This is a genomic window from Bordetella bronchiseptica (genome assembly GCF_900636925.1).
GTDB classification, from domain to species: domain Bacteria; phylum Pseudomonadota; class Gammaproteobacteria; order Burkholderiales; family Burkholderiaceae_B; genus Bordetella; species Bordetella pertussis.
In genome coordinates, this window is sequence record NZ_LR134326.1 from 1,565,714 (window position 1) to 1,581,901 (window position 16,188).

The window sequence follows — 16,188 nt, forward strand, 5'->3', positions numbered from 1 at the left end:
CCCGGCCAGCGACGCAATACAACTATTCATCACGGAGATAGCGCAGTGTCCCAAGATTTCTTTGAACGCCACCAGCCCATGTTGCAGAAAGCGCTGGAAGCCGCCGCGCAGCGCGGCTATTGGAGCCCGTTCCCCGAGTCGCCCAGCCCGCGCAATTACGGCGAAACCGCCGCCCAGGACGGCCAGGCCGCGTTCGAGGCGCTGCGCGGCAAGCCGTTCGCGCTGGACCTGCCGCAAGCCTCGGGCGCCGTGGGGGGCGAGGTCTCGCCGTTCGGCTTCGAACTGGGTATTACCTATCCGCAGGTCGCGCCCGAAGCGCTGGTCGCGGCATCGTCCAAGGCCCTGGAGCAATGGCGCCGGGCCGGGCCGCGCGCCTGGGTGGGCGTGTCGCTGGAGATCCTCCAGCGCCTGAACCGCCGCAGCTTCGAGATGGCCCACGCCGTGCAGCACACCACCGGCCAGGCCTTCATGATGGCCTTCCAGGCCGGCGGCCCGCATGCGCAGGACCGCGGCGTCGAGGCCGTGACCTATGCCTGGCAGGAAATGTCGCGCATCCCCGGCGTGGCGCTCTGGGAAAAGCCGCAGGGCAAGCACGACCCCATCAAGATGGAAAAGCGCTTCACCGTGGTGCCGCGCGGCATCGCGCTGGTGATCGGCTGCTCGACCTTCCCCACCTGGAACGGCTATCCGGGCCTGTTCGCCAGCCTGGCCACCGGCAACACGGTCATCGTCAAGCCGCATCCCGGCGCCATCCTGCCGCTGGCCCTCACCGTCCAGGTGGCGCGCGAGGTGCTGGGCGAGGCCGGCTTCGACCCCGACGTGGTGCTGCTGGCGGCGCATCCCGCCGGCGACGACACCGCGCAGCGCCTGGCGCTGGATCCGGCGGTGCGCATCGTCGACTTCACCGGCAGCAGCGCCAACGGCAACTGGCTGGAGCAGAACGCCCGCCAGGCCCTGGTGTACACCGAGAAGGCCGGCGTCAACCAGGTTCTCATCGATTCCACCGACGACCTCAAGGGCGTGGCGCGCAATCTGGCGTTCTCGCTGGCGCTGTATTCCGGCCAGATGTGCACGGCGCCGCAGAATATCTATGTGCCGCGCGACGGCATCCAGACCGCCGAAGGCCGGGTCGGCTTCGACGAGGTGGCCGCGGCGCTGGGAGCCGCCCTGGACAAGCTGGCCGGCGACCCGGCCAAGGCGGTCGAATTGACCGGCGCGGTCCAGAACGACGCGACGGTGGCGCGCATCGGCAAGGCGCGCCAGCTGGGCCTGCCGGTGCTGGCCGACAGCAAGGCGCTGGCGCACCCGCAATTCGAGCAGGCGCGCGTGCATACGCCGCTGCTGCTGCGCGCCGACGCCGGCAACGACGCGCTCGGACAGGAGTGGTTCGGGCCGATCGCCTTCGTGGTCGCCACCGATTCCACCGCCCACAGCATCGAGCTGGCCGGCGCCAGCGTGCGCCAGCATGGCGCGCTCAGCCTGTCGGCCTATACCACCGACGAGGCGGTCGCGTCCCGGGTGCAGGACATGGCCGAGCACAGCGGCGTGTCGCTGTCGCTGAACCTGACCGGCGGCGTGTTCGTGAACCAGACCGCTGCGTTCAGCGATTTCCATGGCACCGGCGCCAACCCGGCCGCCAATGCCGCGCTGTCCGATTCGGCGTTCGTCGCCAACCGGTTCCGCGTCGTGCAAACCCGCCGCCACGTTTGAGGGGGCAGCCATGACCTACCAGGACATCCTGTTCGAGCTGGCCGGCGGCGTGGCCCGCCTGACGCTGAACCGCCCGGACAAGCTCAACAGCTTCACCGCCCGCATGCACGGCGAGGTGGCCGATGCGCTCGGCCGGATCGAGCGCGAGGGCGCCCGCGTGCTGGTGCTGACCGGCGCCGGCCGCGGCTTTTGCGCCGGCCAGGACCTGAGCGAACGCCGCCCCACGGCCGACGGAGCGCCGCCCGACCTGGGCGAGACGGTCGAGAAATTCTACGGACCGCTGGTGCGCCGCCTGGCCGCGCTGCCCCTGCCCGTGGTGGTGGGGGTCAATGGCGTGGCCGCCGGAGCGGGCGCCAACCTGGCCCTCGCCGGCGACATCGTGATCGCCCGCGAGTCCGCCAGTTTCATCCAATCGTTCTGCAGGCTGGGGTTGATCCCCGACACCGGCGGGACTTTCGCGCTGCCGCGCCTGGTCGGCCGCGCCCGCGCCGCGGGCCTGGCCCTGCTGGGCAACAAGCTGAGCGCCCGGCAGGCGCAGGATTGGGGCCTGATCTGGCAATGCGTGGCCGATGACGAGTTCGACAGCGCGCTCGACGGACTGGCCGCCCATTTCGCGCAGGCGCCCACCAAGGGCCTGGCGTTCACCAAGCGCGCGCTGCAGGCCAGCCTGGGCAACGATCTGTCCACCCAGCTCGACCTGGAGCGGGACATGATGCGCGAGCTGGGCCGCAGCGCCGACTACGCCGAGGGCGTGGCGGCATTTCTCGATAAACGCCAACCGCAATTCAAGGGGAAATAATGAACGCGCATGTTCCTGCCGTAGACGTGCCCAGCGATCCGCACGAACTGGCACGCGCCGTGGGCGCCACGATGTATGCCGGCGACGCGGCGTCGCAGGGCCTGGGCATGACGGTGGTGGAAATCGCCCCGGGCTACGCCAAGCTGAGCATGCCGGTGCGCGCCGACATGCTCAACGGCCACAAGACCTGCCACGGCGGCTTTATTTTCGCGCTGGCCGACAGCGCGTTCGCGTTTTCGTGCAACTCGCGCAACGTCAGCACCGTGGCGTCGGGCTGCACCATCGATTACCTGGCCCCGGGCCTGGAGGGCGACGTGTTGACGGCGGTGGCGCAGGAGCGGTCGCTGGCCGGCCGCACCGGCATTTACGACGTGACCGTCACCAACCAGCAGGGACGCTCGGTGGCGGTATTCCGTGGCCGCTCGTACCGTATCCGCGGCCAGGTCGTGGGCGAGCCGCCGCAGGACTGAGGCGGCGCAAAGACAAGAAAAGGGCGGCCGGCAACGCGCCGCCGGCAACTGGAATTTTCAGGAGACAAACCATCATGTCCACCACCATGAGCAAGCCGGGGTTGGATCCGATCGAGCACGCCAGCCGCGACGAGATCGCGGCCTTGCAGCTGGAGCGGCTCAAGTGGACGCTCAGCCATGCCTACCAGAACGTGCCCCATTACAAGAAGGCATTCGACGCGGCTGGCGTGCACCCCGAGGATTTGCAGCAGCTGTCCGACATCGCCAGGTTTCCGTTCACCACCAAACAGGACCTGCGCGACAACTATCCCTTCGGCATGTTCGCCGTCCCGCGCGAGCGCGTGTCGCGGGTGCATGCCTCCAGCGGTACCACCGGCAAGCCGACCGTGGTGGGCTATACCGCGCGCGATCTCGACAACTGGGCCAACCTGGTGGCGCGCTCGATCCGCGCGGCCGGCGGCAAGCCCGGCGACATCGTGCACGTGGCCTACGGCTACGGGCTGTTCACCGGCGGGCTGGGCGCGCATTACGGCGCCGAGCGGCTGGGCTGCACGGTGGTGCCCATGTCGGGCGGGCAGACCGAGAAGCAGGTGCAGCTGATCAACGATTTCCGGCCCGACATCATCATGGTCACGCCGTCCTATTACTGCAATATCCTGGAGGAACAGCGCCGCCAGGGCATGGACCCGCGCCAAAGCTCGCTGCGCATCGGCATTTTCGGCGCCGAGCCCTGGACAGGGCAGATGCGGGCGGACATCGAGGCCGAGGGCGGCATCGACGCGGTCGATATCTATGGCCTGTCCGAAGTGATGGGGCCGGGCGTGGCCAGCGAATGCGTCGAAACCAAGGATGGCCCGGTCGTGTGGGAAGACCATTTCTATGCCGAGATCGTCAATCCGGATACCGGCGAGCCGGTGGCCGACGGCGAACCGGGCGAGCTGGTGTTCACATCGCTGACCAAGGAAGCGATGCCCATCATCCGCTATCGTACGCGCGACCTCACGCGCCTGCTGCCGCCCACCTCGCGCAGCATGCGCCGCATCGGCAAGATCACCGGCCGCAGCGACGATATGCTGATCGTGCGGGGCGTGAACCTGTTTCCGACCCAGGTCGAGGAGCTGGTGCTGAAGATCGCCCAGCTGGCGCCGCACTACCAGTTGGTGCTGTCGCGCTCGGGCAACCTGGACGAGCTGGAAATCCTCACCGAGGTACGCGCCGAATTCTCCACCCTGACCGAGGCCGAGCGCGCCGGCCTGGGCAAGCAGCTGCAGCATGCGGTCAAGTCATACATCGGCGTCAGCGCCCGCGTGCAGGTTGCCGACACGGGCTTCGTCGAGCGTACCCTGACGGGCAAGGCGCGGCGCGTCATCGACAAGCGGCCGCGCTGATCGCGGCGGGTTCGCAGGGCGCAACGCCGGCCGCCATGGCCGGCGTTGCCGTTTCAGGGGTAGACGACCGAAAAGCCCACGTAGGTGGTCAGCATGGTCGCCTCGACCTCTCCACTGGCCTTCTTCACGTAGCCGGCCAGGTATTGCAAGGTGAACGATTTCTTCGCCTGGCCGGCTTGCATGGTGCCGGAAAATGCCGCGGCATGCTGGTTGGGCTCGGTCTCGCCCATGGGAATCTGCTTGCCGTTCAGGTTCATCAGCCGGATCTGCACCCCCTTGGCTTCGGTCACACTGGGCGGCGATTTGAGCAGCGTTGCGGCGTCGACGTACCAAGCCTGCTTATAGGCTTTCAGATCCTTGGTGCCGTAATCCGTGGTGGGGCCGGGCTCGAAGTACAGCTTGAGAGTGTTGACGGTGGTCGGGCAGTCCTTCAGCTTGATATCGAAGCGAGTGCGCCCCGCCACGTCGCCGGCGTTCTTCAGCGCGCTCTTGGAGATCGTGGGCAGGTGCACGACCTTGATGTAACCGGGGCTCGGGTCCTCGATCGTGCAGGTCTGGTCGGTGATCGTGCCGGTAATGACAATGGTGCCGTCTTCGGCATGGGCGGCGAGCGCGACGCCGGCGAGCGCCGCGCCCAGGAGGAACGTTTTGGCTTGCATACAGGCTGGAGTAAAGAAGGGATCCAGGGACAATGTGTGTGCAAGATTATTAGACGCCTCGGGGGGGGGGGGGGCTGATGGGTGTGTAGGAATTTGGTGTGCCTTCGCCATATCAGGCACGGACGACGGCGGGAACCACTTACGTGGTAAGGGTTCGGGCCGCCATCGAGGGGCGGGTTCGTCAGCCTATGGGATTTGGCCCAAGCTGCGTCGATATCCGCGCATTCGCCCCGCTAGGGGTAGACCACAGAGAAGCCCACGTAGGTGGTAATCGAGCCGCTGTCCACGTCGCCGCTGCTCTTGCGCACATACGAAGCAAGGTAGCTCAGGGTCACGCTCTTCTTGCCGCCCGATGCCTGGGCGACCGGGTCGAAGCCCTGTGCGTGCTGCATCTGCTCGTTCGCGCCCATGGTGATCTTGCTGTCGTTCAGGTTGGACAGGCGTATCTGCACGCCGGTGGTCTCGGTCGCGCCGGAGATCTGCGCCGTCTGGGTCTTGGGATCGCTCGACGAATACTGGATCTTGTAGGCTTTGAGGTCGCCGGTGGCGTAATCGGTCGTGGCGCCCGGCTCGAAGTACAGCTTGATGCCGTTGCCCACGTTGCTGGGGCAGTCTTTCAGCTTGATGTCGAAACGCGTCCTGCCAGCCTGGTCGCCTGGCTTGCGCAGGGCATTCTTGGAAATCGTGGGCAGGATCACGATCCGCAAATGATCGGGCCCGGCCGGGTTTTCGATGACGCAGGTGGTATCGGTGATGGTGCCGGTGATGACAATGGTGCCATCGTCGGCATGCGCCGCGAAGGCAAGGGCGAGGGCACCAGCGCAGACCGAGGCGCGAAGAACGGAGGATTTTGCTTGCATACGGCCAATAGGCGGCGCAAAGCGCCGTACATGAATCGAAGTGCAAGCATCTTAGAAAGTGCGGGGGGGGGGGGGGGGGGGCTTACTTTTGTGTAGGACTTATCCTTATCAAGCCCCGCGCCTCATATCTAAGGATAGATGACCGAAAAGCCTACGTAAGTGGTTATCGCGCTTGCAGAAATTGTGCCTGTGGCTTTCTTCACATAGGCGGCCAGATAGCGCAAGGTGACTTCCTTTTTGCCCTGTTGCCCGGTTTGCGCGACCGGATCGAAGCCGCGCGCATTCTGGCCCGCGGCGTTTTCGCCCATGGGAATCTGGGTGCCATCCAGGTTGGCGATACGGATCTGCACTCCTTCCGCGACCTGGCCGGCAACAATGTTGCTGTTGGTCGTGCTGTTGGCGGTGTAGGCCAGCTTGTAGGCGGTCAGGTCCCTGGTGCTGTAGTCGGTGGTCGGACCGGGCTCGAAGTACAGCTTCACGCCATTGCCCAGCGATTCGGGGCAGTTCTGCAGCTTGATGGAAAACGGCGTCGCGCCGGCGGTATCGCCGGTCTTCTTGAGCGCGCTTGTCGAGATCTTGGGCAGATGCACCACCTTGATGTGATTGGGCTGCGGCGGATCCACGACCTCGCAGGTGTTGTCGACGATGTTGCCGGTGATCACGATCGTGCCGTCGTTGGCATGGACGGCGGTGTGCAGGCCCAATGCGCTGGCCAGGCAGGCCAGCGCCAGCCCACGGTGGCGGCGAAAGTGCTTCATGCTGGTATTGGCGCAAGCGCGCCGGAATTACGGAGGAAGCAAGAATATTAGAGGTCGCCGGGGGGGGGGCTGATAGATATGTAGGAACCCGCCGCATTGTCGGGCGGGCCTGCTTAAGGGTAGACCACGGAAAAACCCACATAAGTGGTGATGGCGCTGGCTTCGACGTCGCCGTTCTTTTTGACGTAGGAGGCCAGGTAGCGCATCGTGACGGTTCGCTTGCTGGCCTCACCGGTCTGCACTTCGGGGTCGAAGCCTGCCGCCTGCTGGGTCGCCTCGTCCGCACCCATGGTGATCTTGGAGTCATTGAGATTGGAAATCCGTACCTGCACGCCCTGGGCCTCGGTTGCGGCGGTGATGTTGCTCAGCTGGGTTTGCGGATTGGTGGCATAGACCATCTTGTATGCCCGCAAGTCGCCGGTGCTGTAGTCAGTGGTCGGGCCCGGTTCGAAATAGGCCTTGACGCCGTTGCCCAGGCTGGACGGGCAATCCTTCAGCTTGATGATGAAAGGGGTACGGCCGGCCTGGTCGCCAACGTTCTTCAAGGCGGTCTTGGCAATCTTGGGCAGGGTCACGACCTTGGTATGGCTGGGGCCGGCGGGGTCCTCGACCATGCAGGTGGTGTCGGTAATCGTACCGGTGATGACGATCGTGCCGTCGTTGGCGCGCGCCGGAATGTGCCAGGCGAGGACGCCGGCCAGGACGGCCGGCGCGAGGAGGAAGTGCGGGGGGACTTGCTTCATGCGGAAACTGGCTCGAGTGCCAATATAACAATGGAAGCAAGAATATTAGAGGTGGTCGGGGGGGGGGGGGGGGGGCTGATAGGTGTGTAGGAACCCGCCTCATTGTCGGGCGGCCTGCTTAAGGATAGACCACGGAAAAACCCACATAAGTGGTGATGGCGCTGGCCTGGATGTCGCCATCCGCTTTTACGTACGAGGCGAGGTAGCGCATGGTCACGGTGCGTTTGTTGGTGTCGCCGGTTTGTTCCACGGGATTGAACCCCTGTGCGCGCTGGTTGGTGACGTCGACGCCCATCGGGATTTTGCTGTCGTCCAGGTTGGAGATCCGGATTTCCACGCCGGTGGCGGGAGTTGCCGCAACGATGCTGTTGAGCGGGGTGGCGTTGGGGTTGGTGGCGTAGGCCAGCTTGTACGCCTTGAGATCGCCGGTGGCGTAGTTGGTGGTGGGACCGGGCTCGAAATAGACCTTGACGCCGTTGCCGAGATCGGCCGGGCAGTCTTTCAGGCTGATCGTGAATGGCGTGCGGCCGGCCTGGTCGCCTTTGACCTTCAATGCGCTCTTGGAGATTTTGGGTAGCTGTACGACCTTGGTGTGATTCGGGCCTGAGGGGTCCTCGATGATGCAGGTGGTATCGGTGATGGCGCCGGTGATGACGATCGTGCCATCGTTGGCATGGGCGGGAACCTGGAGGACCAGGCCGGCGGCCAGAAGCGCCGCCTTGAACTGGATGGAGGAAAATTCTTGCTTCACGTGATAAATCGCTATGTCACTAAGGATGCGATTACAAGAATATTAAAAGTTGACTGAGGTCTGGGCTGTTGGTCGTGTGGGATTTATATGAGGATGGCCTGCGCCTATTCCTAGGCGCAGGCGCGGGGGGCGTATGGGACTAGCGGCCATAGACCAGGTCGCGCAGGCCCAGCGACAGGCCGGGCCAGTAAGTAATGACCAGCAGGCACGCGACCACCACGCCGACGAACGGGACCAGCGGCCGGACCAGGCGCTCCAGCGGCAGCTTGGCGACCGCGCAGGCGGCGAACAGGTTGACGCCGAAGGGCGGAGTGATCATGCCCAGTGCCAGGTTCACCACCATGATGACGCCGAAGTGGACCGGCTCGACGCCGAACTTCATGGCCACGGGCAGCAGCAGCGGCGCCAGCACCACCACCGAGGCCGAGGTCTCGATGAACATGCCGATCACGAACAGCGCCGCGTTCACGCCCATCAGGAAGGTGAAGTGGTTGTCGAACAGCTGGCTCAGCCATACGCCCAGCGCGTCCGGGATGCCGGCGCGGTTGAGCAGGAAGCTGAAGACGCCCGCGTTGGCGATCACGAACATGATGACCGCGGTCGAGATCACCGAGCGATGCAGGGTGGTCGAAATGAGGCCGAACGACAGGCGGCGGTAGACCAGCCAGCCTATCAGCACCGCGTACATGACCGCGACCACCGACGCCTCGGTGGGCGTGAACACGCCGCCGTAGATGCCGCCCAGGATGATGACCGGCATCAGCAGGGCCAGCCAGGCCCGCTTGAACGCCTGCCACACCGGCAGGCGGCCCGCGCCGTCCTGCTTGCCCAGGCCATTGCGGCGCGCGTACAGCCATACATACAGCATCAGCGCCAGGCCGATCAGCACGCCGGGCATGACGCCTGCGATGAACAGCTCGCCGGTGGAGGTGTCGGTGGACACGGCGAACAGGATCATGGGAATGGACGGCGGAATGATCACGCCGAGCTCGGCCGCGCTGGCCTGCAGCGACGCGGCGAACGGCGCCGGGTAGCCGTGGCGGACCATGGCCGGAATCAGGATCGCGCCCACCGCGAAGGTGGTCGCCACGCTGGAGCCGGCCACCGCCGCGAAGATCATGCAGGTCAGCACGCAGGTGCACGCCAGGCCGCCCTGTATGCCGCCCACCAGGCTCTTGGCGAATTCGACCATGCGCTCGGAGATCCCGCCGGCCTCCATCAGGTTGCCGGCCAGGATGAAGAAGGGAATGGCCACCAGCGGGTATTTGTCCAGGGCCGCGTAGATCTGCTGCGCCACCACCAGCCAGGGCAGGCCGCCCACCGACACGCCGGTCAGGGCCGCGATGCCGATCGCCACCGCGACCGGCACCGACAGCCCGAAGAAAATCAACATCGAGAGAATCATCAACTGCGACATGATGGACAGCCCAGGTTGCTCGAAGGGATGGGAACGGGCCTCAGCCCTGCGCGTCGTTGCGCACCGGTACGTCGTCCTGCTCGCCGGCCAGCCAGCGCGCCAGCACGGCGATGACCGCCAGCGTGGCGCCGACCGGTATCGCCAGATAGATCCACGAAATGGAAATGTCCAGGCTGGGCACGTTCTGGAAGCGCACGCGCCAGGTCATCTGGCCGCCGATCCAGGCGATGAACGCCAGGAAGGCGATGCAGGTCAGGGCAATGGCGTGCTCGAGCAGGCGGCGCGCGGCGCCTTGCAGGGTGTTGCGCAGCAGCTCCACGCTGATCATGGCGCCGTGCCGGAAAGCCAGCGCCACGCCCAGCAGCACGGTCCAGATCAGCAGCGCGCGCGTGGCGACTTCGCTCCAGTCCGCGGGGGAATGCAGGATGAAACGGGCAATGACTTGGTAGAACGCGGCGCAGGCGGCGGCAATCAGCAGGATCTGGGCAATTGCCGAAACCAGTCGGAACAGCGCGCGCTCGGCGGTGCAAAGCAGTCGCATGATGGTTTCCGGGGTGGGAGGACGGCCGCGGGGCGGGCCGCCGGGCGCCGCGCCGGCCGAGGGAGGCCGGGCGGCGCGGACAGGCTTACTTGGTGTCGCGAATGGACTGGATAAGCTGTTTGTCGAACTTCTTGTAGTACTCGGCGTAGGCCGGCTCGACCGCGGCGGCGAACGCGGCGCGATCGACCTCGCTGACCTCCATGCCTTCCTTCTTCAATTGCTCCACGCCGGTCTGCTCGATGTTGTCGACGTAGGCGCGCATGGCCTGCGCCGAGTCCTTGCCGGCCGCCTTGAAGCTGGCTTTTTCGGCGTCCGACAGGCCGTTGTAGACGTTGGCGGACATCAGCACCAGGGCCGGGCCATATACATGGCCGGTCAGCGACAGGTACTTCTGCAGCTGCGACAGCTTGGCCGAGGTGATGACCGAGAGCGGGTTCTCCTGGCCGTCGATGGTACCCTGCTGCAAGGCGGTGGCGACTTCGGGCCAGGCCATCGGCGTGGGCAGGATCCCGATCTGGCGGAATGCCGTGATGTGGATGGGGTTCTCGGTGGTGCGGATCTTCAGGCCCTTGGCGTCGGCCGGCGTCTTGACCGGGCGCACGTTGTTGGTCAGGTGGCGAAAGCCCTGTTCGCCCCAGGCCAGGGCGATGATGCCCCGGTCGGGGAACTTCGCCAGCATATCCTGGCCTATCTTGCTGTCGAGCACCGCGCGGGCGTGCGGCAGGTCGCGCAGCAGGAACGGGATGTCGAACACGCCGGTCTCGGGCACGAAATTGAGCGTGGCGCCGGTCGAGACGATGGCCAGGTCTATGGTGCCGATCTGCAGGCCCTCGATAACCTCACGTTCGCCGCCCAGGGCGCTGTTGGCGAATTGCTGTACCTTGTACTTGCCGCCCGAGGCGCCTTCGATGGATTTGGCGAAAGCCTCGGCCCCCGCGCCGTAATGCGACGAGGTCGACAGGGCATAGGCCATTTTCAGGGTGGTCTGGGCCGCGGCGGGCAGGGAGGCGGCAACGGTGCAGGCGGCCAGCGTCGCGGCCGCAAGCCAGGACTTGCGCATAGTGTCTTCTCCGTTTCGTTAATTAATATTGTTGCTTGACAGTCGCGCCGGACTGCCCCTCGCGCATGATAGCGGGATTCCCTGACAACTCTCCTACTTGGTTACGATTGCCCGATGATGGATTTCCCTGATGCCCGCAGCCCCGCCCGCCAGGGCTGGTTGCCGACCCTGCGCCTGGGTTTGCGCATGATGATGCGCGACGCGCGCGCCGGCGAGCTGCGCCTGCTGGTGCTGGCGCTGGTGGTGGCGGTGGCCGCCGTCACCAGCGTGGGCTTCCTGGCCGACCGGGTCGGCCGGGCGCTGGAGCGCGATGCGGGCCAGATGCTGGGCGCCGACCTGGTGCTGGAGGCCGATGAGCCGGTGCCGGCCGAGTTCGCGCAGCGGGCGCGCCAGGCGGGGCTGTCGGTTTCCAGTACCTTGCAGTTCCCGTCCATGGCCAGCGCCAACGGCAATGCCCAGCTGGCCTCCCTGAAGGCCGTCGAGCCGGGCTATCCGCTGCGCGGCAGCCTGCGGGTGGCCGAGGCGCCCTTTGCCCAGGACGCGCCCACCCGCGATGTGCCGGCGCTGGGCGCCGTCTGGGTCGACGCCCAGCTGCTGACGCTGCTGGGCGTGCAGGTGGGCGACACGCTGGGCCTGGGCGATGCCCGGCTGCGCATCGAGCGCGTCATCACCTACGAGCCCGATCGCGGCATGCAGTTCGTCAATGTGGCGCCGCGCGTCATGCTGCGCACCGCCGACCTGCCCGCCACCGGACTGGTGGCGCCGGGCAGCCGCATCGGCTATGCCCTGCTGGCGGCCGGGCAGCCCGACGCCGTGGCCGCCTACGGGCAATGGCTGGGCCAGCATCTGCAGCGTGGCCAGAAACTGGCCACGCTCGAGTCGGGCCGGCCGGAGGTGCGGCGCACCCTGGACCGGGCGCAGCGCTTCCTGGCGCTGGTGGCGCTGCTGGCGGTGCTGATTTCGGCGGTGGCCGTGGCGCTGGCGGCCGGCCGCTTCATGCAGCGGCATCGCGACGGCATCGCCGTCATGCGCTGCCTGGGCGCGGTGCAGGCGCAGGTGACGCGCATGCTGGTGCTGGAATTCGCGCTGGTGGGGCTGGCGGCCTCGGCCGTCGGCTGCTTGCTGGGCTATGCGGTGCATCAGGGGTTGGTGCTGGCGCTGGGCCAGCTGATCGACACCAGCCTGCCGGCGCCGTCGGCGATCCCGGCGGCCCAGGGCGTGCTGACCGGCCTGCTGATGCTGCTGGGTTTCGCGCTGCCGTCGCTGGCGCAGCTGCGCCACGTGCCGCCGGCCAGGGTGCTGCGGCGCGACGCCGATCGCCTGCGCGCGCGTGGCGCGGGCGGCTATGCCTTGGGGGCCGTCGGCCTGGGTTTGCTCATCTGGTGGTTTGCCGGCGACGCGCGCCTGGGCGCGGTGGTGGCCGGCGGTTTCCTGGGAGCCTTCGCCGTGTTCGCGCTGGTGGCCTGGCTGGCCGTGCAGGCGCTGGCGCGGCTGCGCCGCGCCGCGGCCGGCCTGCCGGCCTTGCGCTTTGCGCTGGCCGGCGTGGTGCGGCGCCGGGCGGCCACCATCACGCAGGTGTGCGCGCTGGCAATCGGCCTGATGGCCCTGTTGCTGCTGACCATGACGCGCACCGACCTGATCGCCGGCTGGCAGCGCACGCTGCCTCCCGACGCGCCCAACCGTTTCCTGATCAATGTGCAACCCGACCAGCGCGACGCCGTCATGCAGCGGCTGGCCGACGCCGGCCTGGGCCAGGTCCATCTGTGGCCGATGGTGCGCGGCCGCCTGGTCAGCGTCAACGGCCGGCCGGTCGGTCCGGACGATTTCGACGAGCCGCGCGCCAAGCGGCTGGTGGATCGCGAATTCAACCTGTCCTATGGCGATACGCTGCCCGAGTCGAACCGGGTGGAGCAGGGGCGCTGGCTGCGCCCCGACGCGGCCGAGGTGTCGCTGGAGTCCGGGCTGGCCCGCTCGCTGAAGCTGGCGGTGGGCGACAAGCTGGGATTCGACATCGCCGGACAGCAGGTCGAGGTGGTGGTCAGCGGCACCCGCCGGGTCGACTGGGATTCGATGCGCGTGAACTTCTTCGCCATCCTCTCGCCGCAGGCGCTGGCCGACGCGCCGCAGAGCTGGATCACCTCGTTCCACCTGCCGCCCGCCAAGGCCGCCGTGCTGCGCGACCTGGTGCAGGCCTTTCCCAACCTGACCGTGTTCGACGTGGGGGCGATCCTCGGGCAATTGCAGACCGTGCTGGACGAAGTGGTCAAGGCCGTGCAGCTGTTGTTCTTGTTTACACTGGCGGCCGGCGTGCTGGTGCTGGCGGCCGCGCTGACGGCCACCCGCGACGAACGCGTGCGTGAGGCCGCGGTGCTGCGCGCGCTGGGCGCGACCCGCCGCCAACTGGCCCGCGCGCAGCGCCTGGAACTGCTGGCGGTGGGTGGCCTGGCGGGCCTGCTGGCCGCCGGCGGCGCCACCGCCGTGGCCTGGGTGCTGTCGACCCAGGTATTCGATTTCGCCATCAGCCTGCAGTGGTGGCCCTGGCTGGCCGGCGCACTGGCCGGCATGCTGGGGGCGTGGGCTGGCGGCGCCCTGGCTTTGCGGGGCGTGCTGCGCACGCCGCCGCTGGTTACTTTGCGAGAAGCGTAATGACGACGACCCGCGTCCAGCCGATTTCCGAGCCGCTGGACACCTCCAAGACCGTTTTCGACATGCTCGGCGGCGAGCCCGGCGTGCGCGAGCTGGTCGACCGGTTCTACGACCTGATGGACATGGAGTCCGACTTCAAGGCGCTGCGCGATGCCCATGGCCCCAGCCTGGAGCAGGCGCGCGACAAGCTGTTCTGGTTCCTGTGCGGCTACTTCGGCGGTCCGGACCACTATATCGAGCGCTTCGGCCATCCGCGCCTGCGCGCGCGGCACCTGCCGTTCTCGATCGGGGAGATCGAGCGCGACCAGTGGGTGGCGTGCATGGGCCGCGCCATGCAGGACCAGCAATTGCCCGCGGCCCTGGTCGATCGCCTGCTGCAGGCCTTCTACGGCACGGCCGACTGGATGCGCAACCGTGCCGGCTGATACCCGGGCGCGCACCGAACGCCTGGCCTGGCGCGAGGCGCCGGCCGGCGCCATGCTGTACGACGCGGCGCGTATCGAGGCGCCCGGGCCGGCGCTGTTCGATCCGTCCAGCTATGGCGCGGCCGCGCAGCCGGTGGCGGCGGGCGGCAGGCAGGCGGCGTGGTTCGTCGCCACGCCCGGCTGGCAGGGTGTGCTGCGCGGCTACCGGCGCGGCGGCCTGGCGGCGCGCGTCAGCCGCGATGCCTATGTGTGGCAAGGCGAGGCGCGTACCCGCGGCCTGCGCGAGTACCGCCTGCTGGCGCACATGCGCGAGCAGGGCCTGGCCGTGCCGGCGCCGCTGGCGGCCGGCTACTGGCGCCACGGCCTGACGTACCGGGCGGCGATCCTGGTCGAGCGCATCCCGGCGGCCCGGCCGCTGGCCAGCCTGCTCGACGAGCCCGTCTGGGAGGCGGTGGCGCGCGCCATCGCGGCCATGCACCGGGCGGGCGTCTGGCATGCCGACCTGAACGCCTTCAATATCCTGCTGGACCCGGGCGGGCTGGCATGGCTGATCGATTTCGACCGGGGCACGGCCGGCGGCGTGTCCGAGCGGGGGCGCCAGGGCAACCTGGCGCGCCTGCGCCGTTCCCTCGTCAAGGTCGGCGGCGAGCGGGGGCAGGACTTCTGGCAGAGGCTGGAGCCGGCCTACCGGGCCGCCTGGGCGCGCGGGACCGCAAGGGCATGAGCCGCCCGGCGTAGCGCGCGGGCGAAAACTGCTTGTTCAGGGCTGGATTTGCGACCAGCCCGCTCCTAAAAGGCTTTATGATTCCGCCTTTTGGCAATTATCGAAAATCGCATCATGGCAGGGGGTTCGCGATGAAATTCTCGGCACGGTTGCGCTGCGTATTGGGCGGCGCAGTGCTGGCGGCGGCGATGTCGCCGGCAGCGGCGCAAGACAAGGTCGTCAACGTCTACAACTGGGCCGAATATACGGCGCCCGACACCATCCCCGGTTTCGAGAAGGAAACCGGCATCAAGGTGCGTTATGACGTCTATGACAACAACGATACCCTGCAGGCCAAACTGCTGACGGGCAAGTCGGGCTACGACGTGGTCGTGCCCTCGACCCACTATGCGTCGCGCCAGATCGAGGGCGGGCTGTACCAGAAGCTGGACAAGTCCAAGATCCCCAACTGGAAGAATCTCGACCCCGACGTCATGGCGCTGGTCGCCACCATCGACCCGGGCAACCAGTACGTGATCCCGTGGGGCTACGGCACCAACGGGCTGGGCTACAACGTCACCAAGGTCAGGCAGATCATGGGCGAGGGCGTGGACCTGGCCAATTGGGACATGCTGTTCAAGCCCGAGAACGCCGCCAAGCTGAAGGAGTGCGGCATCTCCATGCTGGACGAGGCCGCGCAGGTGTTCCCGGCGGTGCTCAAATACCTGGGCAAGGATCCCAACAGCGCCAACACGGACGACTACAAGGAAGCCCTGGCCCTGCTCAAGCAGATCCGGCCCTATATCCGCCAGTTCAGCTCGTCGGGCTATATCGACGAGCTGGCGGTGGGCGACCTGTGCATGGTCTACGGCTTTTCGGGCGACGTGATGATCGCGCGCCGCCGGGCCCAGGAGGCCAGGAAGCCGTACGAGATCAATTACTTCATCCCGAAGGGCGGCGCGCCCGCCTGGTTCGACGTGATGGCCATTCCCAAGGACGCCCCGCATCCCGAGGAGGCGCACGCCTTCATCAACTATATCGAGACGCCGCAGGTGCACGCGGCCATCACCAACACCATGTTCTATCCCAACGCCAACAAGGCGGCGCGCGAGTTCGTGGTCAAGGACGTGGCCGACAACCCGATGATCTACCCGCCCGCCGACGTGTCCAAGACCCTGTACGTGATCAAGGCCCAGCCGCTGAACGTGCAGCGCCTGCAGACGCGCATGTGGGCCGAACTGAAGTCCGGACGCTGAGC

16 protein-coding genes are annotated in these 16,188 nt (G+C 67.1%); 8 read left to right on the forward strand and 8 right to left on the reverse strand.

Annotated features, from left to right (window positions below; genetic code table 11):
- The first annotated feature begins 45 nt into the window (after positions 1 to 45).
- The 4 genes from paaN to paaK all read left to right on the forward strand — a co-directional run bounded on the left by paaN (position 46) and on the right by paaK (position 4,367).
- Positions 46 to 1,710 carry a phenylacetic acid degradation protein PaaN gene (gene paaN, locus EL288_RS07345; protein ID WP_003813288.1) on the forward strand — a complete coding sequence of 555 codons (1,665 nt, stop codon included), beginning with the start codon at positions 46 to 48 and terminating at the stop codon, positions 1,708 to 1,710.
- 10 nt (positions 1,711 to 1,720) lie between these two features.
- Positions 1,721 to 2,509: a 2-(1,2-epoxy-1,2-dihydrophenyl)acetyl-CoA isomerase PaaG gene (gene paaG, locus EL288_RS07350; protein ID WP_003813286.1), complete on the forward strand. Its 789-nt coding sequence runs from the start codon at positions 1,721 to 1,723 to the stop codon at positions 2,507 to 2,509.
- Positions 2,509 to 2,979 (forward strand): hydroxyphenylacetyl-CoA thioesterase PaaI, encoded by a 471-nt coding sequence (gene paaI / locus EL288_RS07355; protein WP_003813284.1) that lies wholly within the window; start codon positions 2,509 to 2,511, stop codon positions 2,977 to 2,979. The genes paaG and paaI overlap by 1 nt, the downstream gene beginning before the upstream one ends.
- A gap of 74 nt (positions 2,980 to 3,053) precedes the next feature.
- Positions 3,054 to 4,367, forward strand: a complete 1,314-nt coding sequence (gene paaK / locus EL288_RS07360) for a phenylacetate--CoA ligase PaaK (RefSeq protein ID WP_010926815.1) — start codon at positions 3,054 to 3,056, stop codon at positions 4,365 to 4,367.
- Between the two features lie 53 nt (positions 4,368 to 4,420).
- On the opposite strand, the gene fimX is transcribed toward paaK, so the two are convergent.
- From fimX to EL288_RS07400, 8 genes are all read right to left on the reverse strand, one after another.
- Positions 4,421 to 5,026, reverse strand: coding sequence for a fimbrial major subunit FimX (gene fimX / locus EL288_RS07365; RefSeq protein ID WP_003813280.1), 606 nt, complete (start codon positions 5,024 to 5,026; stop codon positions 4,421 to 4,423).
- 233 nt (positions 5,027 to 5,259) lie between these two features.
- Complete coding sequence (locus tag EL288_RS07370; protein ID WP_003813278.1) at positions 5,260 to 5,886, reverse strand: fimbrial protein; 627 nt, start codon at positions 5,884 to 5,886, stop codon at positions 5,260 to 5,262.
- Positions 5,887 to 6,014: 128 nt separating this feature from the next.
- Positions 6,015 to 6,644 (reverse strand): fimbrial protein, encoded by a 630-nt coding sequence (locus EL288_RS07375; RefSeq protein WP_003813276.1) that lies wholly within the window; start codon positions 6,642 to 6,644, stop codon positions 6,015 to 6,017.
- A 113-nt stretch (positions 6,645 to 6,757) separates the two neighbouring features.
- Positions 6,758 to 7,387, reverse strand: a complete 630-nt coding sequence (locus EL288_RS07380) for a fimbrial protein (RefSeq protein WP_003813275.1) — start codon at positions 7,385 to 7,387, stop codon at positions 6,758 to 6,760.
- A gap of 118 nt (positions 7,388 to 7,505) precedes the next feature.
- Positions 7,506 to 8,138 (reverse strand): fimbrial protein, encoded by a 633-nt coding sequence (locus EL288_RS07385; protein ID WP_010926812.1) that lies wholly within the window; start codon positions 8,136 to 8,138, stop codon positions 7,506 to 7,508.
- 139 nt (positions 8,139 to 8,277) lie between these two features.
- The gene (locus EL288_RS07390) at positions 8,278 to 9,555 is read right to left on the reverse strand and encodes a TRAP transporter large permease (RefSeq protein WP_010926811.1); all 1,278 of its coding nucleotides are present in this window, start codon (positions 9,553 to 9,555) and stop codon (positions 8,278 to 8,280) included.
- 40 nt (positions 9,556 to 9,595) lie between these two features.
- Positions 9,596 to 10,096: a TRAP transporter small permease gene (locus EL288_RS07395; protein ID WP_003813272.1), complete on the reverse strand. Its 501-nt coding sequence runs from the start codon at positions 10,094 to 10,096 to the stop codon at positions 9,596 to 9,598.
- An 85-nt stretch (positions 10,097 to 10,181) separates the two neighbouring features.
- A complete protein-coding gene (locus EL288_RS07400; protein WP_003813270.1) occupies positions 10,182 to 11,156 on the reverse strand; it encodes a TRAP transporter substrate-binding protein in 975 nt (324 codons plus the stop codon).
- A gap of 114 nt (positions 11,157 to 11,270) precedes the next feature.
- Here EL288_RS07400 and EL288_RS07405 point away from each other — a divergent pair, with 114 nt between their 5' ends.
- The 4 genes from EL288_RS07405 (at position 11,271) to EL288_RS07420 (ending at position 16,186) form a co-directional block, all read left to right on the forward strand.
- Entirely contained in the window at positions 11,271 to 13,802 is a 2,532-nt protein-coding gene (locus EL288_RS07405; protein ID WP_003813269.1) for an ABC transporter permease, read from the forward strand.
- A complete protein-coding gene (locus EL288_RS07410; RefSeq protein ID WP_003813267.1) occupies positions 13,802 to 14,227 on the forward strand; it encodes a group II truncated hemoglobin in 426 nt (141 codons plus the stop codon). The genes EL288_RS07405 and EL288_RS07410 overlap by 1 nt, the downstream gene beginning before the upstream one ends.
- The gene (locus tag EL288_RS07415; RefSeq protein WP_126621905.1) at positions 14,217 to 14,951 is read left to right on the forward strand and encodes a 3-deoxy-D-manno-octulosonic acid kinase; all 735 of its coding nucleotides are present in this window, start codon (positions 14,217 to 14,219) and stop codon (positions 14,949 to 14,951) included. The genes EL288_RS07410 and EL288_RS07415 overlap by 11 nt, the downstream gene beginning before the upstream one ends.
- A gap of 131 nt (positions 14,952 to 15,082) precedes the next feature.
- Positions 15,083 to 16,186 (forward strand): polyamine ABC transporter substrate-binding protein, encoded by a 1,104-nt coding sequence (locus tag EL288_RS07420; protein ID WP_003813262.1) that lies wholly within the window; start codon positions 15,083 to 15,085, stop codon positions 16,184 to 16,186.
- Positions 16,187 to 16,188 lie beyond the last annotated feature (2 nt).